This window comes from Streptomyces sp. NBC_00247 (assembly GCF_036188265.1).
Classification (GTDB): Bacteria; Actinomycetota; Actinomycetes; order Streptomycetales; family Streptomycetaceae; genus Streptomyces.
The window spans coordinates 3,528,485-3,546,610 of sequence record NZ_CP108093.1 but is presented as its reverse complement, the minus strand read 5'-3'; the positions used below and the strand labels follow the sequence as shown (position 1 = coordinate 3,546,610).

At 74.1% G+C, this 18,126-nt stretch carries 11 protein-coding genes and 2 tRNA genes; 5 read left to right on the top strand and 8 right to left on the bottom strand.

Annotated features, from left to right (window positions below):
- Positions 1-136: 136 nt before the first annotated feature.
- On the top strand, positions 137-1,303 hold the full coding sequence (locus OHT52_RS15055; protein WP_328720656.1) for a serine hydrolase domain-containing protein: 1,167 nt from the start codon (positions 137-139) through the stop codon (positions 1,301-1,303).
- A gap of 83 nt (positions 1,304-1,386) precedes the next feature.
- Here OHT52_RS15055 and OHT52_RS15050 read toward each other — a convergent pair whose 3' ends face one another.
- The 5 genes from OHT52_RS15050 to OHT52_RS15030 all read right to left on the bottom strand — a co-directional run bounded on the left by OHT52_RS15050 (position 1,387) and on the right by OHT52_RS15030 (position 8,649).
- The gene (locus tag OHT52_RS15050) at positions 1,387-3,570 is read right to left on the bottom strand and encodes a glycosyltransferase family 39 protein (protein ID WP_328720655.1); all 2,184 of its coding nucleotides are present in this window, start codon (positions 3,568-3,570) and stop codon (positions 1,387-1,389) included.
- Entirely contained in the window at positions 3,567-5,048 is a 1,482-nt protein-coding gene (locus tag OHT52_RS15045; protein ID WP_328720654.1) for a bifunctional glycosyltransferase family 2/GtrA family protein, read from the bottom strand. The genes OHT52_RS15050 and OHT52_RS15045 overlap by 4 nt, the downstream gene beginning before the upstream one ends.
- Before the next feature lie 88 nt (positions 5,049-5,136).
- Entirely contained in the window at positions 5,137-6,672 is a 1,536-nt protein-coding gene (locus OHT52_RS15040; RefSeq protein WP_328720653.1) for a HAMP domain-containing sensor histidine kinase, read from the bottom strand.
- 116 nt (positions 6,673-6,788) lie between these two features.
- Positions 6,789-7,544 carry a response regulator transcription factor gene (locus OHT52_RS15035; RefSeq protein ID WP_328720652.1) on the bottom strand — a complete coding sequence of 252 codons (756 nt, stop codon included), beginning with the start codon at positions 7,542-7,544 and terminating at the stop codon, positions 6,789-6,791.
- 130 nt (positions 7,545-7,674) lie between these two features.
- A complete protein-coding gene (locus OHT52_RS15030; RefSeq protein WP_328723748.1) occupies positions 7,675-8,649 on the bottom strand; it encodes a DUF2797 domain-containing protein in 975 nt (324 codons plus the stop codon).
- 117 nt (positions 8,650-8,766) lie between these two features.
- Here OHT52_RS15030 and sigJ point away from each other — a divergent pair, with 117 nt between their 5' ends.
- Together sigJ and OHT52_RS15020 are read left to right on the top strand one after the other, a co-directional pair.
- Complete coding sequence (sigJ, locus tag OHT52_RS15025) at positions 8,767-9,714, top strand: RNA polymerase sigma factor SigJ (RefSeq protein ID WP_328720651.1); 948 nt, start codon at positions 8,767-8,769, stop codon at positions 9,712-9,714.
- A gap of 114 nt (positions 9,715-9,828) precedes the next feature.
- A complete protein-coding gene (locus OHT52_RS15020; protein ID WP_328720650.1) occupies positions 9,829-11,073 on the top strand; it encodes an NAD(P)/FAD-dependent oxidoreductase in 1,245 nt (414 codons plus the stop codon).
- Here the strand turns inward: OHT52_RS15020 and OHT52_RS15015 are convergent.
- The 3 genes from OHT52_RS15015 to OHT52_RS15005 form a co-directional block, all read right to left on the bottom strand.
- On the bottom strand, positions 11,004-11,651 hold the full coding sequence (locus OHT52_RS15015) for a hypothetical protein (RefSeq protein ID WP_328720649.1): 648 nt from the start codon (positions 11,649-11,651) through the stop codon (positions 11,004-11,006). The genes OHT52_RS15020 and OHT52_RS15015 overlap by 70 nt on opposite strands.
- Before the next feature lie 105 nt (positions 11,652-11,756).
- Positions 11,757-11,829 (bottom strand) — tRNA-Arg (locus OHT52_RS15010).
- Between the two features lie 403 nt (positions 11,830-12,232).
- Positions 12,233-12,323: transfer RNA gene (locus tag OHT52_RS15005), tRNA-Ser, on the bottom strand.
- Positions 12,324-12,673: 350 nt separating this feature from the next.
- Between OHT52_RS15005 and OHT52_RS15000 the strand changes: the two genes are divergently transcribed.
- Both OHT52_RS15000 and OHT52_RS14995 read left to right on the top strand, forming a co-directional pair.
- Positions 12,674-13,438, top strand: coding sequence for an SSI family serine proteinase inhibitor (locus OHT52_RS15000; protein WP_328720648.1), 765 nt, complete (start codon positions 12,674-12,676; stop codon positions 13,436-13,438).
- Positions 13,439-13,824: 386 nt separating this feature from the next.
- A complete protein-coding gene (locus OHT52_RS14995; RefSeq protein ID WP_328720647.1) occupies positions 13,825-18,120 on the top strand; it encodes a PAS domain-containing protein in 4,296 nt (1,431 codons plus the stop codon).
- Positions 18,121-18,126 lie beyond the last annotated feature (6 nt).

Here is an 18,126-nt window from a genome sequence, read left to right as displayed (position 1 = left end):
GGAGTTCTTCTACGGCGTACAAGCGAATGGCCCGGACTCATCCGAACGGACGAACTGGCGCGCGGGCCGGGTGGGGCGCCGACGCGGTCGGCGCGGGAGCCCCTCTTCCGGCGGGCGGACCGAGAGGGTGGGACCCATGACGACGGATCTGCGCGCATTCCTGGAGCCCTACGCCGAACGGGGCGCCGCCCCCGGTGCCGTGGCGCTCGTGGCCCGTGGCGAACGGGTGGACGTGGCCGCGGCCGGTTCCGCGGACACCGGCGGCTGCACGCCGATGGCCCGCGACACCATCTTCCGGATCGCCTCCCTCACCAAGCCGATCACCGCCGCCGCCACGATGGCGCTGGTCGACGAAGGGCGGCTGGCCCTCGGCCAGCCGGTCGGGAACTGGCTGCCGGAGCTGTCCGCGCCCAAAGTCGTCAGGACGCCGGACGGCCCGGTCGACGACGTCGTACCGGCCGGACGGCCGATCACCGTCTTCGACCTGCTCACCTTCCGCGCCGGGTACGGCTTCCCCTCCGACTTCGCGTTGCCGGCCGTCGCGCCGCTCTTCTCCGAGCTGAACCAAGGACCGCCGCAGCCGCAGGCCGTCGCGGAACCGGACACCTGGATGCGGACCCTCTCCCGCATTCCGCTGCTGCGGCAGCCCGGCGAGGCCTGGCTCTACAACACCTGCTCGGACATCCTCGGGGTGCTCGTCGCCCGGGTCTCGGGGCAGTCGCTGCCGGAGTTCCTGGCGGAGCGGCTGTTCGCACCTCTCGGGATGAAGGACACCGGGTTCGCCGTCCCGGCGGCGGACCTTAGCCGGTTCACCGGCTACTACCGGGCGCACCAGGACGGCGGATTCGACCTGGTGGACGCGGCGGACGGGCAGTGGAGCACCCTCCCGGCGTTCCCCTCGGGGGCGGGCGGGCTGGTCTCCACCGCGGACGACTGGTTCGCCTTCGCCCGGATGCTTCTCACCGGCGGCCTGGCCGGGGACGGGACGCGACTGCTGTCGGCCGGCTCGGTACGGCAGATGCTGACCGACCACCTCACCCCCGCCCAGCGGAAGGCGAGCGGCCTCTTCACCGAGGGGCAGGGCTGGGGGTTCGGCGGGTCCGTCGACGTGGAGCCCCTGGACCCGTGGAACGTACGCGGCCGGTACGGCTGGATCGGCGGCACCGGCACCGCCGGGCACATCGTCCCGTCCACCGGGCTGACCACGCTGCTGCTGACCCAGGTCGAGCTGGGCGGGCCGAAGCCACCGGAGCTGATGCGGGACTTCTGGACGTACGCCGCACGGGCCGGGGCGGCGGACTGAGCGGCGGGCTCCCCGCGCGCCCCGAACGGGCCCGCCCCGCTCCAAGGGGACGGGCCCATGAGGGGGTGCCGGGGTGACCGGTGTCAGCTCTTGGGCTGCGTCAGGTCGTAGAACGTGCTGCTCCCGACGGTCACCTCATCGAAGTTCGCCTCGACCCAGGACGAGATCTTCGAGGACGTACCGCTGTCGCCGCCGCCCATGCCCAGGCCGCCGCCGACGAAGTAGTGGATCTTCCCGGCGGAGACGTAGGCCTTGAACTGCGCGAGGGTCGGGGACGGGTCGCTGCCGTTGAAGCCGCCGACGGCCATCACCGGCTCCTCGGTGGCCAGCTGGTAGCCGGCCGAGTTCTGCGAGCCGATGGCCGCCGCGACCCAGGTGTAGTCGTCGGCGTTCTTCTCCAGGAGCTTCTTCGCCGCGTCGGAGACCGTGGTGCCGTTGAGCAGTCCGCCCATACCGCCGCCACCGCCGCCCGGACCGCCTTCGCCCGTGCCGCCGGGCATCCCGCCGGGCGTGCTGCCGCCGTTCTGCCGGCTGGTGCCCTGGCCGGGCACCTGCCCCGCCGCTCCGGTGGGGGGCGTGCCGTTCGGAGGCGTACCGCCACCACCGCCGGGGCCCTGGCCGGTCGTACCGTTGCCTTGACCGCCGTTGGCCTGCCCGGTCATACCGCCCGGAGGCCGCATCCCGCCACCGCCGCCGCCGGGGCCGCCGCCCCCGCCCATCGAGCTGGCACCGGACGGTCCGGCCGTGACGATCGACCCCTCGTGTCCGGTGTCGAGGGTGCTGATCGTGTACGCGGCCGGGCCGGCCAGCGACGCCACGATCGCGACCGCCGCCACCACGAGCCCGAGCGGCCGGCCCAGCCGTCCCGCGAACACCAGCCACACGGCGCTGATCAGGCCGAAGAGCAGCACCGTCCAGCGCAGCCAGGGCAGGTAGTCCGGGGTGCGGCCGAGCAGGACGAACGCCCAGATCGCGGTGATGGCGACGGTGCCGCCGAGTACCGCGCTCGCCCACCACGCGGTCCGCTCCTCCCACAACGCACCCGCACCGATGCCGACGAGCGCCGCGAGGTAGGGGGCGAGGGCCACCGTGTAGTACTGGTGGAAGATGCCGGCCATGAAGCTGAAGACCACCGCGGTCATCAGCAACGAGCCGCCCCACGCGAGGAACGCGGCCCGGCGCGCGTCGGTGCGCGGCGCCTTGCGGGTGAGCCAGAGCCCGGCCACGAGCAGGACGAGCCCGGCGGGCAGCAGCCAGCTGATCTGGCTGCCGATCTCGGAGTTGAACATGCGGCCGATGCCGGTCTCGCCCCAGCCGCCGCCCTGTCCGCCACCGCCGACACTGCCGGTCTCCTCGCCGCTGATGCGGCCGAGTCCGTTGTAGCCGAAGGTCAGCTCCAGGAAGGAGTTGTTCTGCGAACCGCCGATGTACGGGCGGGAGGAGGCGGGCCACAGTTCGACGATCGCCACCCACCAGCCGCCCGCGACGACCATCACCGCTGCACAGAGCGCCAGTTGACCGAACCGCTTCCGTACGGACACGGGCGCGACGACCGCGTACAGCACGGCCAGCGGCGGCAGGATCAAGAACGCCTGGAGGGTCTTCGCCAGGAAGGCGAGCCCGACCGCGGCGCCCGCCCAGAGCAGCCACGTGGTGCGGCCGTTCTCCACCGCGCGGAGCACGCAGTACACGGTGACGGTCATCAGCAGCGCGAGGAGCGCGTCCGGGTTGTTGAAGCGGAACATCAGCGCGGCGACCGGGGTCAGCGCGAACGCGCCCACCGTGAGGAGACCCGCCGCCGCGCTGAAGCGGCGGCGCACGGCCGCGTACAGCACCCCGGCGGTGGCGACGCCCATCAGGACCTCGGGCAGCAGGATCGCCCAGGAGCCGAGGCCGAAGATCCGCACCGAGATCGCCATCGGCCAGAGCGCGGCCGGGGGCTTGTCGACCGTGATCGCGTTGGCCGCGTCCGAGGAGCCGAAGAAGAACGCCTTCCAGCTCTCGCTGCCGGCCTGGACGGCGGCGGAGTAGAAGGAGTTGGCGTACCCGGAGGCGCTGAGGTTCCAGACGTAGGCGAGCGCGACCACCAGCATCAGGCCGAGGAAGGCGGGGCGCGCCCAGGACGGGTCCTCGGGCCTGCCGCGCCAGAGCCGGTCCGCCCGGCCGGTCCCGGCCCGTGGGGTCGCCCGGTGGGCGGCCTGCGGGGGAGCGGGCGGCACGGGGGGCGGTGGTGCGGGGTACGCGTCGGGGTGGAGGGAGGCGGTCATCGGGCGTTCCTCAGTTCGTCGTCGGCGTACGGGGCGGTGCCGGGGGCCGTGATCGGAGCCGTACCGGAGACTCCGGTCGGGGCGGCCTTCGAGGCGGCCTCTCTCGGGGCTGTACCGAAAGCGTCGAAGGCGTCGAAGGGGGCCGGCTCTCCGGCGGGGCGGACGGCGACCGCGTGGGCGTGGGGGCGGCCGTCCGTGGCGGGCCGCTCCCCGCGCCGCTCCGGGAAGACCCAGGCGCGCAGCAGCAGGAAGCGCAGCACGGTCGCCGCCAGGTTGGCCGCGACCAGCACCGCGACCTCCGTGGAGTGCGAGGTGGACGGGGCCGTGGTGGACAGCGCGGCCAGCGAACCGCTCGTGAGCGCGAGGCCGATGGCGAAGACCACGAGGCCCTGCGCCTGGTGGCGGACGACGTCGCCCCGGCCGCGTACCCCGAAGGTGAGCCGCCGGTTCGCCGCCGTGTTGGCGACGGCGGAGACCAGCAGGGCCCCGGCGTTGGCGAGTTGCGGGCCGACGCCGAGCCGGAAGAGGGAGTAGAGCGCGAGGTAGACGGCTGTCGAGAGCACCCCGACCACGCAGAACCCGACCAACTGCCGTGCCAGCCCACGCGGTACGCCGGGCACCGTGCGGTCCCGGGGGTCGTCGCCGAACGGCCGGGCCAGCCGGTCGAGCGGCAGCGCGCCGACCGCCAGCGCCCGCCCCACCCGCCAGACGCCCTTCAGATCCTCGGTGGCGGTCTTCACGATGTGCACCGTGGAGTCGGGGTCGTCGATCCAGTCGACCGGCACCTCGTGGATGCGCAGTCCGGCCCGTTCGGCGAGCACCAGCATCTCCGTGTCGAAGAACCATCCGGTGTCCTCGACCATCGGCAGCAGCCGCTGGGCCACCTCGCGCCGGATCGCCTTGAACCCGCACTGGGCGTCGCTGAACCGGGCGGAGAGCGAGGAGCGCAGGATCAGGTTGTAGGAACGCGACACGAACTCGCGCTTCGACCCGCGCACCACCCGTGCGCTGCGCGCCAGCCGGGACCCGATCGCCAGGTCCGAGTGGCCGGAGATCAGCGGCGCGACCAGCGGCAGCAGCGCGTTCAGGTCGGTCGAGAGGTCCACGTCCATGTAGGCGAGGACCGGCGCGCCGGAGTGCGACCACACGGTACGCAGAGCGCGTCCGCGCCCCTTCTGCTCCAGCCGGTACGAGACCACCTCCGGCAGCAGCGCTTCGAGCCGGGACGCCACCTGCGGGGTGGTGTCGGTGCTCGCGTTGTCCGCGATCGTGACGCGGAAGCGGTAGGGGAAGGTCCGGGTCAGGTGCTCGTGCAGCCGCCGTACACAGGCTTCGAGGTCTTTCTCCTCGTTGTACACGGGCACGACCACGTCGAGTACGAGTGCGGGCGCTCCGTGCGCGTCCACCGTCCCGGCCGGAAGATGCTGCCGGGCCGGCAGGGCACTGGTGCCGGCGCTCCAGGGGTTGTCGGTTCGCATGGGCACGACATTCGCGGGCCGCGCTGTCACGCCGTTGTGCTGAGCCTGTGGTCGGGCTGTGAGTTCCGAAAGCCACAGTGACGGACCCTCACATGCCGTTCCCCGTAGGCGAGTCGATGTGGCCAGAAGATGTACGGAAGTCTTCCGCAGCCGGCTCGGCACAGGCCGGGAGCCGGACGGAGAACACCGTGTCGCCCGGCACCGAGCGCACCGACACCTCCCCGCCGTGGGCGGCCGTCACCGCCTGCACGATGGCGAGCCCCAGTCCGGTGGAGCCCGCGTGGCGCGAGCGCGAGGCGTCCCCCCGGGCGAACCGCTCGAAGACGTGCGGCAGCAGCCCGGCCGGAATCCCCGGCCCGTCGTCCCGCACCTCCAGCGTCACCCAGGGACCCCCGGGCTCCGGGGCGCGTACGCACGCGGTGACGGTGGTGCCGGGAGGGGTGTGGCTGCGCGCGTTGCCCAGCAGATTGACCAGCACCTGATGGACACGGGTCGCGTCGGCCCGTACCGTCGCGGGCGCGTCCGGCAGCTCCAGCCGCCAGAGGCGACCGCCCTCGGCCGACCGGGCGCGGTCCGCCGCGCGTGCGTCGCTCACCGCGTCCACCACGAGCGGCGAAAGGTCGGTGGGGCGGTGGTCGAGCGGCCGGCCGGCGTCGAGCCGGGCCAGCAGCAGCAGGTCCTCCACCATCCCGGTCATCCGCTCGGCCTCGGACTCGATGCGCCCCAGCGCGTGCCGGGTGTCGGCACCGATGGACTCGCGCCCGCGCCGGGTGAGTTCGGCGTACCCGCGGATCGAGGCGAGCGGGGTGCGCAGCTCGTGGCTGGCGTCCGCGACGAACTGCCGGACCCGCGTCTCACTCTCCTGCCGGACGGCCAGGGCCGAACCGACGTGCCCCAGCATCCTGTTGAGCGCGGCACCCACCTGACCGACCTCGGTCCGGGGATCGGCCTCCGCCTCGGGCACCCGTACGAGCGGGGCCACCTCACCGCTGTGCAGCGGGAGTTCGGAGACACGGGTCGCGGTGGCGGCGATCCGGCGCAGCGGGCGCAACGCGACCCCGACCATCGTGGCGCCGGCGATCGAGGCGGCGATGAGCCCGGCCCCGGTGACGCACACCTCCACCAGGATGAGGGCTGCGATGTCCCCGCTGACCTCCTCGCTCGGGATGCCGACGAGGAAGGTGACACCGCCCTTCGCGGAGGCGGATTCGACGCGGTAGGAGCCGAGTCCGGGCAGTTCGGCGTCGTGGGTGGCGGAGTCCGCGGTGGCCCCGGAGGACTCCAGCGCCTTGGACTGGGCGTCGGTCAGCGGCGTGGAGCTGGGCACCGAGTCCTCGCCCTGGTCGGCGAGCACCTTCGAGTCGAGGACCGTGCCGTCCTCGGCGACGACCGCGCCGACCGTACCGATGGGCTGGCCGCCGTTGCCGATGAAGGCCAGCGGGCTGCCGCCCGGCCCACCGCCGCCCGGACCCGGTTCACCGGCCCCCGGGCCCAGTCCGGCCCGGACCGCGATGGAGTCCAGTTGGGCGTCGAGCTTGCCGTACATGTAGCTGTGGAAGGCGATCGCGGTCACCGAGCCGATCACAGCCGCGACGACGGCGATGAGCGAGACGGCGGAGACCACGAGCCGGGTCCGCAGCGTCCAGGGCCGGCCGCCCTTCCGCCTGCCCCCGGCTGCGTCACGTCCAGCCGTCCCGCCCCGGGTGTCCGCCTGACGGCCGGTCCGCCCGCGCATTCCCGCTACTCGCCGGGCTTGATGAGATAGCCCGCGCCGCGGCGGGTGTGGATCATCGGCGTGCGGCCGGCGTCGATCTTCTTGCGCAGGTAGGAGATGTACAGCTCGACCACGTTGGCCTGACCGCCGAAATCGTAGTTCCACACCCGGTCCAGGATCTGCGCCTTGCTCAGCACCCGGCGGGGGTTGCGCATGAGGAAGCGCAGCAGCTCGAACTCGGTCGCGGTGAGGTGGATCGACGTCCCGCCCCGGCTGACCTCGTGGCTGTCCTCGTCGAGCAGCAGGTCGCCGACGACGAGCGTGGACTCGCTGCGGGCGTGGGCGGACGTGCCGGCACGACGGATCAGCCCGCGCAGCCGCGCCACGACCTCCTCCAGGCTGAACGGCTTGGTGACGTAGTCGTCGCCGCCCGCCGTGAGCCCCGCGATCCGGTCCTCCACCGCGTCCCGGGCGGTCAGGAAGAGCACCGGCACGTCGGCGTGGTCGCGGCGCAGCTTGCTGAGCACCGCCAGCCCGTCCATGTCCGGCAGCATCACGTCGAGCACCACCGCGTCGGGGCGGAAGTCCCGGGCGGTCCGCAGCGCGCCGGCACCGTCCCCCGCGCTGCGCACGTCCCACCCCTCGTACCGCAGGGCCATCGAGAGCAGCTCGGCGAGCGGCGGCTCGTCGTCCACGATCAGTACGCGGACGGGGTTGGGGTTCTTGGTGGTGCGGTCGGCCCTGAGCGGCTCGATACGCCCCTGGGGCGAGGTCGTCGTCATCCCCCCACCCTGTGAGACCGCTCTGAGAGGGAGCTTGCCCGTTTCTGTGAAAAGCCTGAGAAACGGGTCAGGCTCTGGTCATGAGGAGACCAAGCCCGCTCCGAACCGAAGCGGGCTGAAGGAGAACGGGTCAGAACAGCCCGTCCTGCACCGTGCCGGGCCCCAGATCCTCGACGGGAACGGTCACCGCCGGACCCCAGCCGCCACTACCGCCCCTCCCGCCGCCGTCCGCCCCGCTCCCGGGCGGCGCTCCGGCGGCGCGGACGAGCTCCCAGCCGGTCATCAGCCGGGTGTCGAGCACCACCACCACGCCGCCGGCGCCGTCACCGCCACCGGTCGCCAGGTGCAGATCCGGCCCGGCCGCCGCCACCAGCCGCCCTGCCACCCCACCGCCCGCGACCAGTCCCCGCACCGCGCCGACGGCCGCGCCCGGCTCCCGTACCGCCCCGGCCGCCGTGCCCGGTGCCGCCAGGCCGAAGATCTCCGCGTGGTCCACCGCCTCGTACGGCAGCCGCTCCAGCGACTCCGGCCAGCCCCGCCCCTCGAGCGCCGCCGCCCGCCCGTACAGCTCCGCGACCTCGCCGCCGCGCTCCCGGGCGTCCGGCAGCACCCCGCGCACCGCGCGCTTGCGGGCGTACGGAATCCGGTCCGGCACCCCCAGCGCGGCGCGCAGCACCTCCTCGGTCCGGCGCGCCGCCATCAGCGGCCCCCGGCCCAGCCAGCTGAAGACCACGGCGCCCTGCTCCCGCAGCCGCGCGGCGCCCCGCTCCTCGGCGGTGATCCCGACCTTGACCATCCCGGGCCCGAACCAGGCGAGGTAGACCCGGTAGGTGCGCGGGTCGTCCGCGACGGTGTCCGCCGCCACCGAGTGCTGCCGGTCCAGCCGCGCGCACTCCGCGCACCTGGCCCCCGTACTCCGCCCCGGCACGGACGCCCCGAGCGGGCAGGCGTTCCCCCGCGCACCCACGCAAGTCCGCTCCCCGAGCGCCCGGAAGCCGAGCTCGCTCCCGTACACGAGGACGCTCCCCCGCCGGGCCCGGCCGTTCTCCCAGCCCAGCTCCGGGGCGTCCCCGGGCCACCGCAGTCCGGTGCACCGCCAACCCACGTCGAGAACCCCCCACACCGAGACCACCGCGGACAACGAGGGATCAACCCTACGGGCCCGGAACGCGAGTGAAGGGGACCCGGCCACATCCCCCGAAGGGCCACTACAATCCCCGCCATGGCACTGACCATGGACGACGTGGACCGCTTCGAGGCTTCCCGACCGCGCCTGGAGGCCATCGCCTACCGCCTCCTCGGCTCCGCGAGCGACGCCGAGGACGCCGTGCAGGACACCTTCCTGCGCTGGCAGGGCGCCGACATCGGCCGCATCGAGGTCCCCGAGGCCTGGCTGACGAAGGTCCTCACCAACCTGTGCCTGAACCAGCTGACCTCGGCGCGCGCCCGGCGCGAGACCTACGTCGGCCAGTGGCTGCCCGAGCCGCTGCTCACCGGTGACCCGATGCTCGGCCCCGCCGACACCGTCGAGCAGCGCGAGTCCGTCTCGTACGCGGTCCTCGCCCTCATGGAACGCCTCTCCCCCAACGAGCGCGTGGTGTACGTGCTGCGGGAGGCCTTCGACTACCCGCACCGCAGGATCGCGGAGATCCTCGACATCACCGAGGCCGCCTGCCAGCAGCTCTTCCACCGCGCCAAGAAGCACGTCGCGGAGGGCAGGTCACGTGCCGAGATCGACGAGGCCGCCGCCCGGCGGATCGTCCACGAGTTCCTCGCCGCCGCGACCAGCGGCCGTACCGAGCCCCTCGTGGCGCTCCTCACCGGCGACGCGATCGCCGTCGGCGACGGTGGCGGCAAGGTCCCGGCCCGCGCCTCGGCGTTCGAGGGAGCCCTCGCGGTCGCGAAGTTCATGCGCGGCCTCTTCAAGCCCAGCCAGGCCAAGCGCGACCTCGCCGGCGGCTCCCCCGGCATCTGGGCCTCGACCGCCAACAACAGGCCCGCCCTGGTGGTGGTCCTCGACGGCCGGGTCATCGGGATCGTCTGCATGGAGATCACCGCCGGGGGCATCGCCGCGTTCCGGAGCCAGGTCAACCCGGACAAGCTGGCCCGCGCGACCGAGCGGTGGGCGGCGGCCGGCGACCACGGCGAACCCCTGGTCCGGCCGTTCTGACGACCCCCCGCCCGATGTGAGCCGCTTCACATCGCCTCCCTGTCAGGAATCGTCGGGCCGTCCGGTTCAAGAGGCGAACCGCGCGGAACAGGACGCGAGACAGGGAGCAGGGAAATGAAGGCCCACACCGTCCAGAAGCACCGCATCATCGTCCTCGGAGCCGGATACACCGGTGCCATCGCCGCCGGCCGCCTCGCCAAGCGGCTGCGCCCCGAGGACGTCGACATCACCCTGGTCGACGCCGAGTCCGACTTCGTCGAGCGGGTCAGGCTGCACCAGCTGGCGGTCGGCCAGGAGCTCAGGCCCCGCCCCTTCGCCGCGATGTTCGCGGGTACGGGCGTCACGCTGCGGCTCGCCAAGGTCACCGCCGTCGACGCCGACCGCAGGACCGTCACGGTCTCCGCCCCGGACACCGGCGGGACCGAGGAACTGACGTACGACACCCTCGTGTACGCCCTCGGCAGCGGCTGGAACACCCACGGTGTCCCCGGCACCGCGGAGCACGCCCACGACGTCGCCGGCCGTCCCGGCGCCCTGCGGCTCCGCGACCGGCTGGCGGGTCTCGGCGCCGGAGCGCCCGTGGTCGTCGTCGGCGGCGGCCTCACCGGCGTGGAGGCCGCCACCGAGATCGCCGAGGCCCGCCCCGACCTCGGCGTCACCCTCGCCGTACGCGGCGAACTCGGCGACTGGCTCTCCCCCAAGGGCCGCCGCCACCTGCGGAAGGTGGCCGACAAGCTCGGCATCACCGTCCGCGAGCACACCGCCGTCGAAGGGGTGGAGGCCGGCCACGTCGTCACCGCCGACGGCACCGCCGTCCCCGCCGCCGTCACCGTGTGGACCGCCGGCTTCGCGGTCCACCCGATCGCACGGGCCAGCGCCCTGGAAGTCACCGGCACCGGTCAGATCGTGGTCGACAGGACGCTGCGCTCCGTCTCGCACCCCGACGTGTACGCCATCGGCGACGCCGCCCACGCCATCGGCCCGGGCGACAAGCCGCTGCGCATGTCCTGCGCCTCGGGCGTCCCCGTCGCCTGGCAGGCCGCCGACACCATCGCCGCACGCCTCACCGGGGACGAGCTCCCCGAGCCGTCCGCCCGCTACTTCAACCAGTGCGTCTCGCTGGGGCGCAAGGAGGGCCTCATCCAGTACGTCACCGCCGACGACCGCGCCGTCAGCGCGGCCCTGACCGGACGGCTCGCCGCCTTCTACAAGGAGGTCGTCTGCAAGGGAGCCGCCTGGGGCGTCGCCCACCCCACCCTCGGCCTCCCGTCGCGACGGCGGCCGGTCGTTCACCCGGCCCCGCTCGACGCGTCACCGGAGACGGGAACAGCCGTACCGGCCCCCGAAGCGGCGTCCTGACCGCTCGACGAGCCTCGAACGGCTCCGGACGGGTACGGACGGGTACGGACGTGGAGGCACGGGCCCCCGGACCGGCCCCGTCCGTACCGGCGCTCGACGCGCCCGGTCCCGCCGGATCGTCCCCCGTGGGCGGTACGGGAACAGGACGCGTGGAGGAGTACCGGGCGGCCGAGGCGGGCGTCCGCGAACCCCGACCGCCGCGCGAACCCGCGGTCGCCGCTCAGCACCACGAAGTGCCCGTCCTTCTCCAGGCACTCCCGGAAGACGGACCACTCCGTGCCGAAGGACCCGTGCTCCCCGGTGCTGCTGACCATGCCGCTCCCGTCGGCCACCGTGCGGCATTCCCCGTACGCCTTCGTCACGCTGAACATCCGGCGGGCCGAAGTGCGCATGCCGCGCAGGGTGCCCCAGCCCGTCACCGCCATGGCGAGGACCAACGAGACGGCCGTCAGCCGGGAGACGAACTCGGCCCCGGTCGTGCCGCGTTCCGCCTCCGACTGTGATGCCGCCCCACCCCGGTGTCCAAGAGCGGAGAGCGCAGCGGTGTGCTCCGGGGCCGCGAGCGACCGCCCGCCCACCCGGGCCCCGGGGAACTCGCTCCCCCTGCACTGTCACGCCGTACGACATGGCACGACACACGACAGAGGCCCTCAGGATTTCTCCTGAGGGCCTCTGGCCTGTTGTGCACTCGGCAGGATTCGAACCTGCAACCTTCTGATCCGTAGTCAGATGCTCTATCCGTTAAGCTACGAGTGCTTGGCGTTCCGGTTTTTTTCTTCCCGGTCGGCGTTGCGAGAACAACATTACATGAACCGCGCCGGGACGCGAAATCCATTGCCCTCACCCCATCTGACCTGCGGAAACGCCCTCAGAGGGTGAATCTCGACCAAGCCGGGACCCACTGCCGCCTTCACCCTTCCGGCGCTCCGGCACCCGGAAACCCTCCGAACGGATCCCCGCGACGGGGGACCGGCGCAACCCGGACCCGGCCGGGCACGATCACGACCGGGAACGACCGGAGCCGCGGCCCGGCAGGCGGCGACCGGCACCGGGCGCGGCCACCATCCGCACCGCCCCGCCCGAGCCGGCCCGCCCCCGGAACCGCCCACCCCGGGAACGACCGAAGCCCCGTGCCAGGGGCACGGGGCTTCGGATGGAGCGGAGGCGGAGGGATTTGAACCCTCGATGGGTTTTAAAACCCAAACCGCATTAGCAGTGCGGCGCCATAGACCGGACTAGGCGACGCCTCCAGCACACCTTCGCGCAAGCGCGAGTGGTGCGTGCAGATGATGACACAGTCGGGTGCGGTGTCACCAATCGCGGCCCACGGTACTAGGCAGGTGGGCGCCAGGGCAAAGGACATTCGCCCCCGATTCGGGGAAGGTCCGGCGGATGCGTGTTCCGGGCCGCTCTCCTCGCCCGTACGCCCCGCGTGCGCCCCGGCTTGCTCCGTGCGGCCCCTCCGGATCGCGCAACGTCGGGGCGGGAGGGACGTTAGGGACACCAGGGCTGGGCCGACGTGATCCAGGGACACGAGATGGGTCAGCCGTTGCCCGCCGTCATCTCCCCGCACCCGTGCCCCAGGACCAGGAGTCCCGCAATGCTGCGCCGTCTCGCCCTCACCGCCGTCGTCTCGCTCGCCGCGCTGTCCGCCGCCGCCCCCCTCGCCACGGCCGTGGGGCCACTGCCCGTGCCCATCGAGGGGTCGGGGCCGATCCCGGTGTCCGAACAGTCCGGGCCCGCCGTCCAGTCCGGGCCCGCCGGCTCCCCGTACAGCGGGATGCTCCGCCCCGCGCGCAAGGGCGCCGGGCCGGCCGAGGCCCGTGGTCCCCGCGACACGAACGCCCCCGCCCTCCCCGGCCGCGGCAACCGGCCCGGGGACACCGACGAGCCCACCACCCTCCCGGCGCCCGTCACCCTTCCCGCACCCACCACCGGTGGCACCGAGGGAGACACCGGAGCCGCGGCGGACGCGACCACCCGGCTCACCGTGACGGTCCAGGACACCGGGAGCACCGACTCCGGTAAGGCGGGCGCCGCAGGCGGCCCCGTCCGTGACGGGTCGTACGAGCTGACGTGCGCGCCCGCCGCCGGCACCCGGTCGGGCACCCGGGGCGGGGGCGACCACCCGGAGGCGCAGGCCGCCTGCGACCGGCTCGCGGAGGCCGAGGGGGCGGGCGAGGACCTGTTCCGGCCGGTGGACGAGGACGCGATGTGCACCCAGATGTACGGCGGTCCGGCCACCGCACGGATCACCGGGACCTGGCGCGGCCGGCCGGTCGACACGACCGTGAACCGCAAGAACGGCTGCGAGATCGCCCGCTGGAACGCCCTGAGCCCGCTGCTCCCGGCCACCGGCCGGTAACCGGGCCGGCGGACCGGGCCGGGCCCGAGGGGGAGCCCTTCCGCACGCACAGCGGACGCACATCGGAAGCACATACGGGTCCCGCGTGCCCGGCCAGTAGGCCGAATGGGCCTTTTCCCCGGCCTTCTCGCATCCCCTGAGCCCTCTCGCGGGCTCCAGGCGTACGGCTCCGCCCGAACCCCCGGAGCCGTACGCACGGGGCGTGTTGGGGCATTCGGGGGCCTGGGGTGCGCACCGGTTGCGCGGAAGCTCGACGAGAGCTCCTCCTCATCCACCGTTCCTGCCCGCTCCGGTGCCCGTAGACTCCTCCCGTGACAGCCTGTGGCCCGAGGGGCAAGATGGAGGCCCGGGCCGGCAAGGTGCGGTAAACAGGGAGGAAGCGCGTCGTGAGCAGCAGGCCATCCCGAGGCACTGCTCGCCTCGCAGCCATACTCGACGCCCTCCCTGACGGGCTGCTGCTCGTCAATGCCAACGGCACGGTCGTCAACGCCAACACCATCGCGCTCGAAATGTTCGAGGCGCCCGGTACCGGGCTGGTGGGACGCGGACTCCTGGATCTGCTCACCGAGTTCGACTCGCGGCTGATCCCCGGGTCGATGCGCCGCCCCGATTCGGCGGACTCCCGGGGCAGGACCAAGCCGACGCGGATGATCGCGCGCCGGACCGACGGCCACGAATTCCCGGTCGAGGTCACCAGCGCGAGTCTCGACAGCGGACAGGCCGCCTACAACGACTTCCCGACCTCCTCCTTCACCGGTGACGAGCTGCTGATGCTCGTCGTCCGGGACCTCTCCGGCACCGTCGACACCGAGGCCGAGCTGGCCCGTTCGCAGCGGCAGACCGAGATGATCCTGCGGGCCGCGTCCGAGGGCGTGGTCGGTACGGACACGGACGGCAGGGTCGTCCTGGTCAACCCGGCCGCCGCGCAGATCCTCGGTTTCCGCGCCAGCGACCTGGGCGGCAAGGAGCTGCACCCGCTGATCCTGCACTCGCGTGCGGAGGGCGAGCCGTTCCCGTACGAGGAGTCCCCGCTCGCCGACACCCTGCGCTCCGGGCGCAAGCACCGGGTGCGCGGGCAGGTGCTCTGGTCCAAGAGCGGTGCGCGGGTTCCGGTGGACCTGACGACCGCTCCGGTCCGGGACGGCGACCAGCTGGTCGGCGCGGTGATGACCTTCACCGACCGCAGGCCGTACGAGGAGCTGACCGAGCAGCACACGACCGAGGTCGCGGAGCTGACCGGGAAGCACGCCGCCGAGATCGCCGCCCTGACCGAGAAGCACGCCGCCGAGATCGCGGAGCTGGCCGAGAGCCACACCGCGGCGGTCACGGAACTCACCGAGAACCACACCACCGAGGTCTCCGGCCTCACCGAGAGCCACGCCGCCGAGATCGCCGACCGTACCGAGCGGTACGCCTCCGAGCTGGAGGAGCAGGCCGACCACATCACCCTGCTCGGCGCCCAGCACGCGCAGCTGACGGCCGTTCTCGGCGAGTCGCTGCGCGGGCCGCTGGAGGAGCTGCGGGGCGAACTCGCCACGCTCGCCTCCGACCCGGCCGGCCAGCTCTGGCCCGAGGCGAACCAGATCCTGCACCATCTGGCCGCCGGGTACGCCCGGATGACCACGCTGGTCGACAACGTCCTGGGCTACCAGCGCCTGGACTTCGGTACCGAGGCACTCGACAAGGCTCCGGCGCCCATCGACGCCGTCGTGACGGCGGGCATCGACGGCGCGGTCGAGCTGATCGGCCCGGGTCGCGCGCAGTTCGCGGTGCACGCTCCGCCGATCGAGGCCGAGGTGGACGCCCGCCGGCTGGCGACCGCCCTGGCCCACCTGGTCGCGGACGTGGCCGGTATCGACTCCACCGGCAAGACCCGGATCGCCCCCGGCGGCGGCTATCTCGACTCGACCGTCGTGGTGGCCGCGGCGCAGCGCGGGGACGTCGTACGGATCGAGGTGCGTGGCCCGTTCGCCGGTGGCGACCCGGTGCACACGCCGATCGTGCGCGGGATCGTGCGGGCACACGGCGGAGTGCTCCAGACCCACGAGATGCCCGGCATGGCGGGCAGCGCGTACGTGCTCGAAGTGCCGCTGGGCTCCGGCTCCGGCACGGTCCAGCAGCAGCCGCAGCACCCCCGGCAGAGCCCGGCCGCAGTGCCGGAGCAGTCCGCGCAGCCGCAGGCGGAGGTCGCGGCCTTCGAGGCCGTCGGCGCTCCCGCGGTCGTCAGCGGCGGCCGGCGCAGGGCCCGCCGGGCGTCGACGGACGCGTTCCTCGAAAGCGCGCTGAGCCCGGAGGGGCCGGAGAGCCTCGCGGGAGCCGAGGGCGCGGTGCCGGCGGGGTCCACCGACGCGGGTGTGCCGGTGGGCGCGTCCGACGGGGCAGGCGACGCGGGTGCGACCGGACGACGCCGGGCGCGGCGGGGTCCGGCAGCGGTGGAGGAGCAGGCGCAGGAGGCACTGGTGCCCCCGCCGAGCGAGGGTTCCGGCCGCAGACGCGGCCGTCCCAGCCCGGCGGAGACCGCCCCGGTCCCGGCGCAGGCCGGTCCCGCTCAGCAGGCGGGTCCCACTCCGCAGCCCGTACCTGGTCAGCAGGCCGTGCCCGTCCCGGCGCAGGCCGGTCCTCCTCACCGGCTCCCGGCCGCGCAGGCGCGTCCGCGCGGTGCCGGGCAGGCTCTGGCACTCCCGGCGGCCGGTAACGCGCCTTCGGAGGGTTCCGTGGTGACGGCGGCCGAGGGCGCCCAGGGCGCGGGCCGTCCGCAGCGCGGTCAGACCGTGCCCCCGCAGGGTGTCCCGGCAGCCCCGCAGGCACCCGGTGCGCAGGCGCCGGCAACGGGCCCCCAGGTCCCGGGCCGGCAGGGGCAGCCGGTGCGTCCGGAGGGCGCGGGCCGTCCGGCGCTGCCCGTGCGGTCGCCCGTGGTGCACGACGAGGGCGCCCCGCAGCCCGAGGCACTCGCACCGGAGCTCCAGCCCGCGGGCCGTCGCGCCCGGCGCGCGCTGGCCGCCGCGCAGGAACGGCTGGCCGCGGAGAACGCGGGCCCGCGCACCCCGTTCGCGCTGGGGCCCGCCGACGCGGACCGGTCCGGAGCCGAAGCGGTACCGGACCGGCACGACGCCACCGCCATGGGCCCGGACGAGGACCACACGCCTCCGCAGCCGCACCCCCTCCCCGCCCCCCCGTCCGGCCGTCGGCGGGCCCGTCCCGCCGAGGCGGCGGGCTCGCCGGAGAGCTGGTCGCGGGTCGACTCGACCGACCGGGTCGGCGGCCCGGACCACGGCTCCGCCGACGACGACGTCCAGGACGACGACGAGGCGCCCGAGCCCGCCCTGGCGTACGCCGCGCGCGTCCGGAACGGCGCCGCCGGCGACACTTCCGCGCCGTCGGCGGAGGTTGCCGCCGACGTCCCGCTGCCGCCCGCCTCCGCCGTACCGGCAGCGGAGCCCGAGCCCGCGCTGCCCGCCGCTCCCGGGCCGGTGCCGGGCGAGACCGGGGCCACCGCGCACGCGACCGGCAACACCTTCGTGCCGCCCGGCGCCGTGCCCGCGGCCCGCAGGCAGCCGCTCCCCGCCGAGATGCCGATGCCCGGCGGCTCGGACACCCAGGGGCGGGCCTTCAGCGTGCGGACGCTCGGTCAGGGCGTACCGCTCGTCCAGCACCTGGGGCACCAGCAGAACCAGACGCTGGGCACGGCCGGCCGTCGCCGGAAGCTGTCGGCGCCCCCGGGAGCCGATGCTCCGGCCCCCGCTGCCCTTCCGCAGGCTCCCGCCGCCCCGCAGCCCGCGCGGCCCGGTTCCACGACGGCCTCGGCGTCGGGGCAGCTCATGACGCCGGTCTCCGCGGGGCGTTCGTACGCCATAGGAGCACCGGACGAGGGCGCCGAGGGCCCGGAGCCGCTGGACGGTCCGGGCGGCGCGGTCGAGATCGCCAACCGTCCGCAGCCGCGGCCGGTCGACGACGAACTGCCCCCGGAGCCGCTGGACAACCCCCGGCGGCTGCTGGTCTGGCCCGCTCCCGACGTCTCCACGCAGCAAGCGCTCAGCGACCGGGGCTACCGGCCGGTGATCGTGCACTCGCGCGAGGAGGTGGACGCGCAGATCGCCGCGTTCCCCGCCGCGCTCTTCGTGGACCCGCTGACCGGGCCCATCACGCGTACCGCCCTCCAGTCGCTGCGCCAGGCGGCGGTGGCGGCCGAGGTGCCGGTGCTGGTCACGGCGGGCCTGGGGCAGGCGAGCCGGGAGGCGGCGTACGGCGCCGACCCCGCCGTCCTCCTCAAGGCGCTCGCCCCGCGCGACAGCGAGCAGCACCCGCCCCGGGTCCTCGTCATCGAGGAGCGGGAGGAGATCGGAGGGGCCCTCGCGCAGACCCTGGAGCGGCGGGGCATGCAGACCGTCCGGGCGTCCACCGACAGCGAGGCGGTCGACCTGGCCGCGCGGACGCGGCCGAACCTGGTGGTGATGGACCTGATGCAGGTACGTCGCCGACGGGCCGGGATCATCGACTGGCTGCGGGCCAACGGACGCCTGAACCACACCCCGCTGGTCGTCTACACCTCGGCCGGACTGGACGGCCCCGCGCTGTCGCTGCTGGCTTCCGGCGAGACCGCGCTCTTCCTGGCCGAACGCTCCACCAGCGACGAGGTGCAGTCCCGGATCGTCGATCTGCTGGCGAAGATAGGGACCAACTGAGCAGCT

Coding starts and splice junctions, on each gene's coding strand:
- OHT52_RS15050 (WP_328720655.1), bottom strand. CDS start 3,570: ATGACCGCCTCCCTCCACCCCGACGCGTACCCCGCACCACCGCCCCCC.
- sigJ (WP_328720651.1), top strand. CDS start 8,767: ATGGCACTGACCATGGACGACGTGGACCGCTTCGAGGCTTCCCGACCG.
- OHT52_RS15045 (WP_328720654.1), bottom strand. CDS start 5,048: ATGCGAACCGACAACCCCTGGAGCGCCGGCACCAGTGCCCTGCCGGCC.
- OHT52_RS15020 (WP_328720650.1), top strand. CDS start 9,829: ATGAAGGCCCACACCGTCCAGAAGCACCGCATCATCGTCCTCGGAGCC.
- OHT52_RS15055 (WP_328720656.1), top strand. CDS start 137: ATGACGACGGATCTGCGCGCATTCCTGGAGCCCTACGCCGAACGGGGC.
- OHT52_RS15000 (WP_328720648.1), top strand. CDS start 12,674: ATGCTGCGCCGTCTCGCCCTCACCGCCGTCGTCTCGCTCGCCGCGCTG.
- OHT52_RS15035 (WP_328720652.1), bottom strand. CDS start 7,544: ATGACGACGACCTCGCCCCAGGGGCGTATCGAGCCGCTCAGGGCCGAC.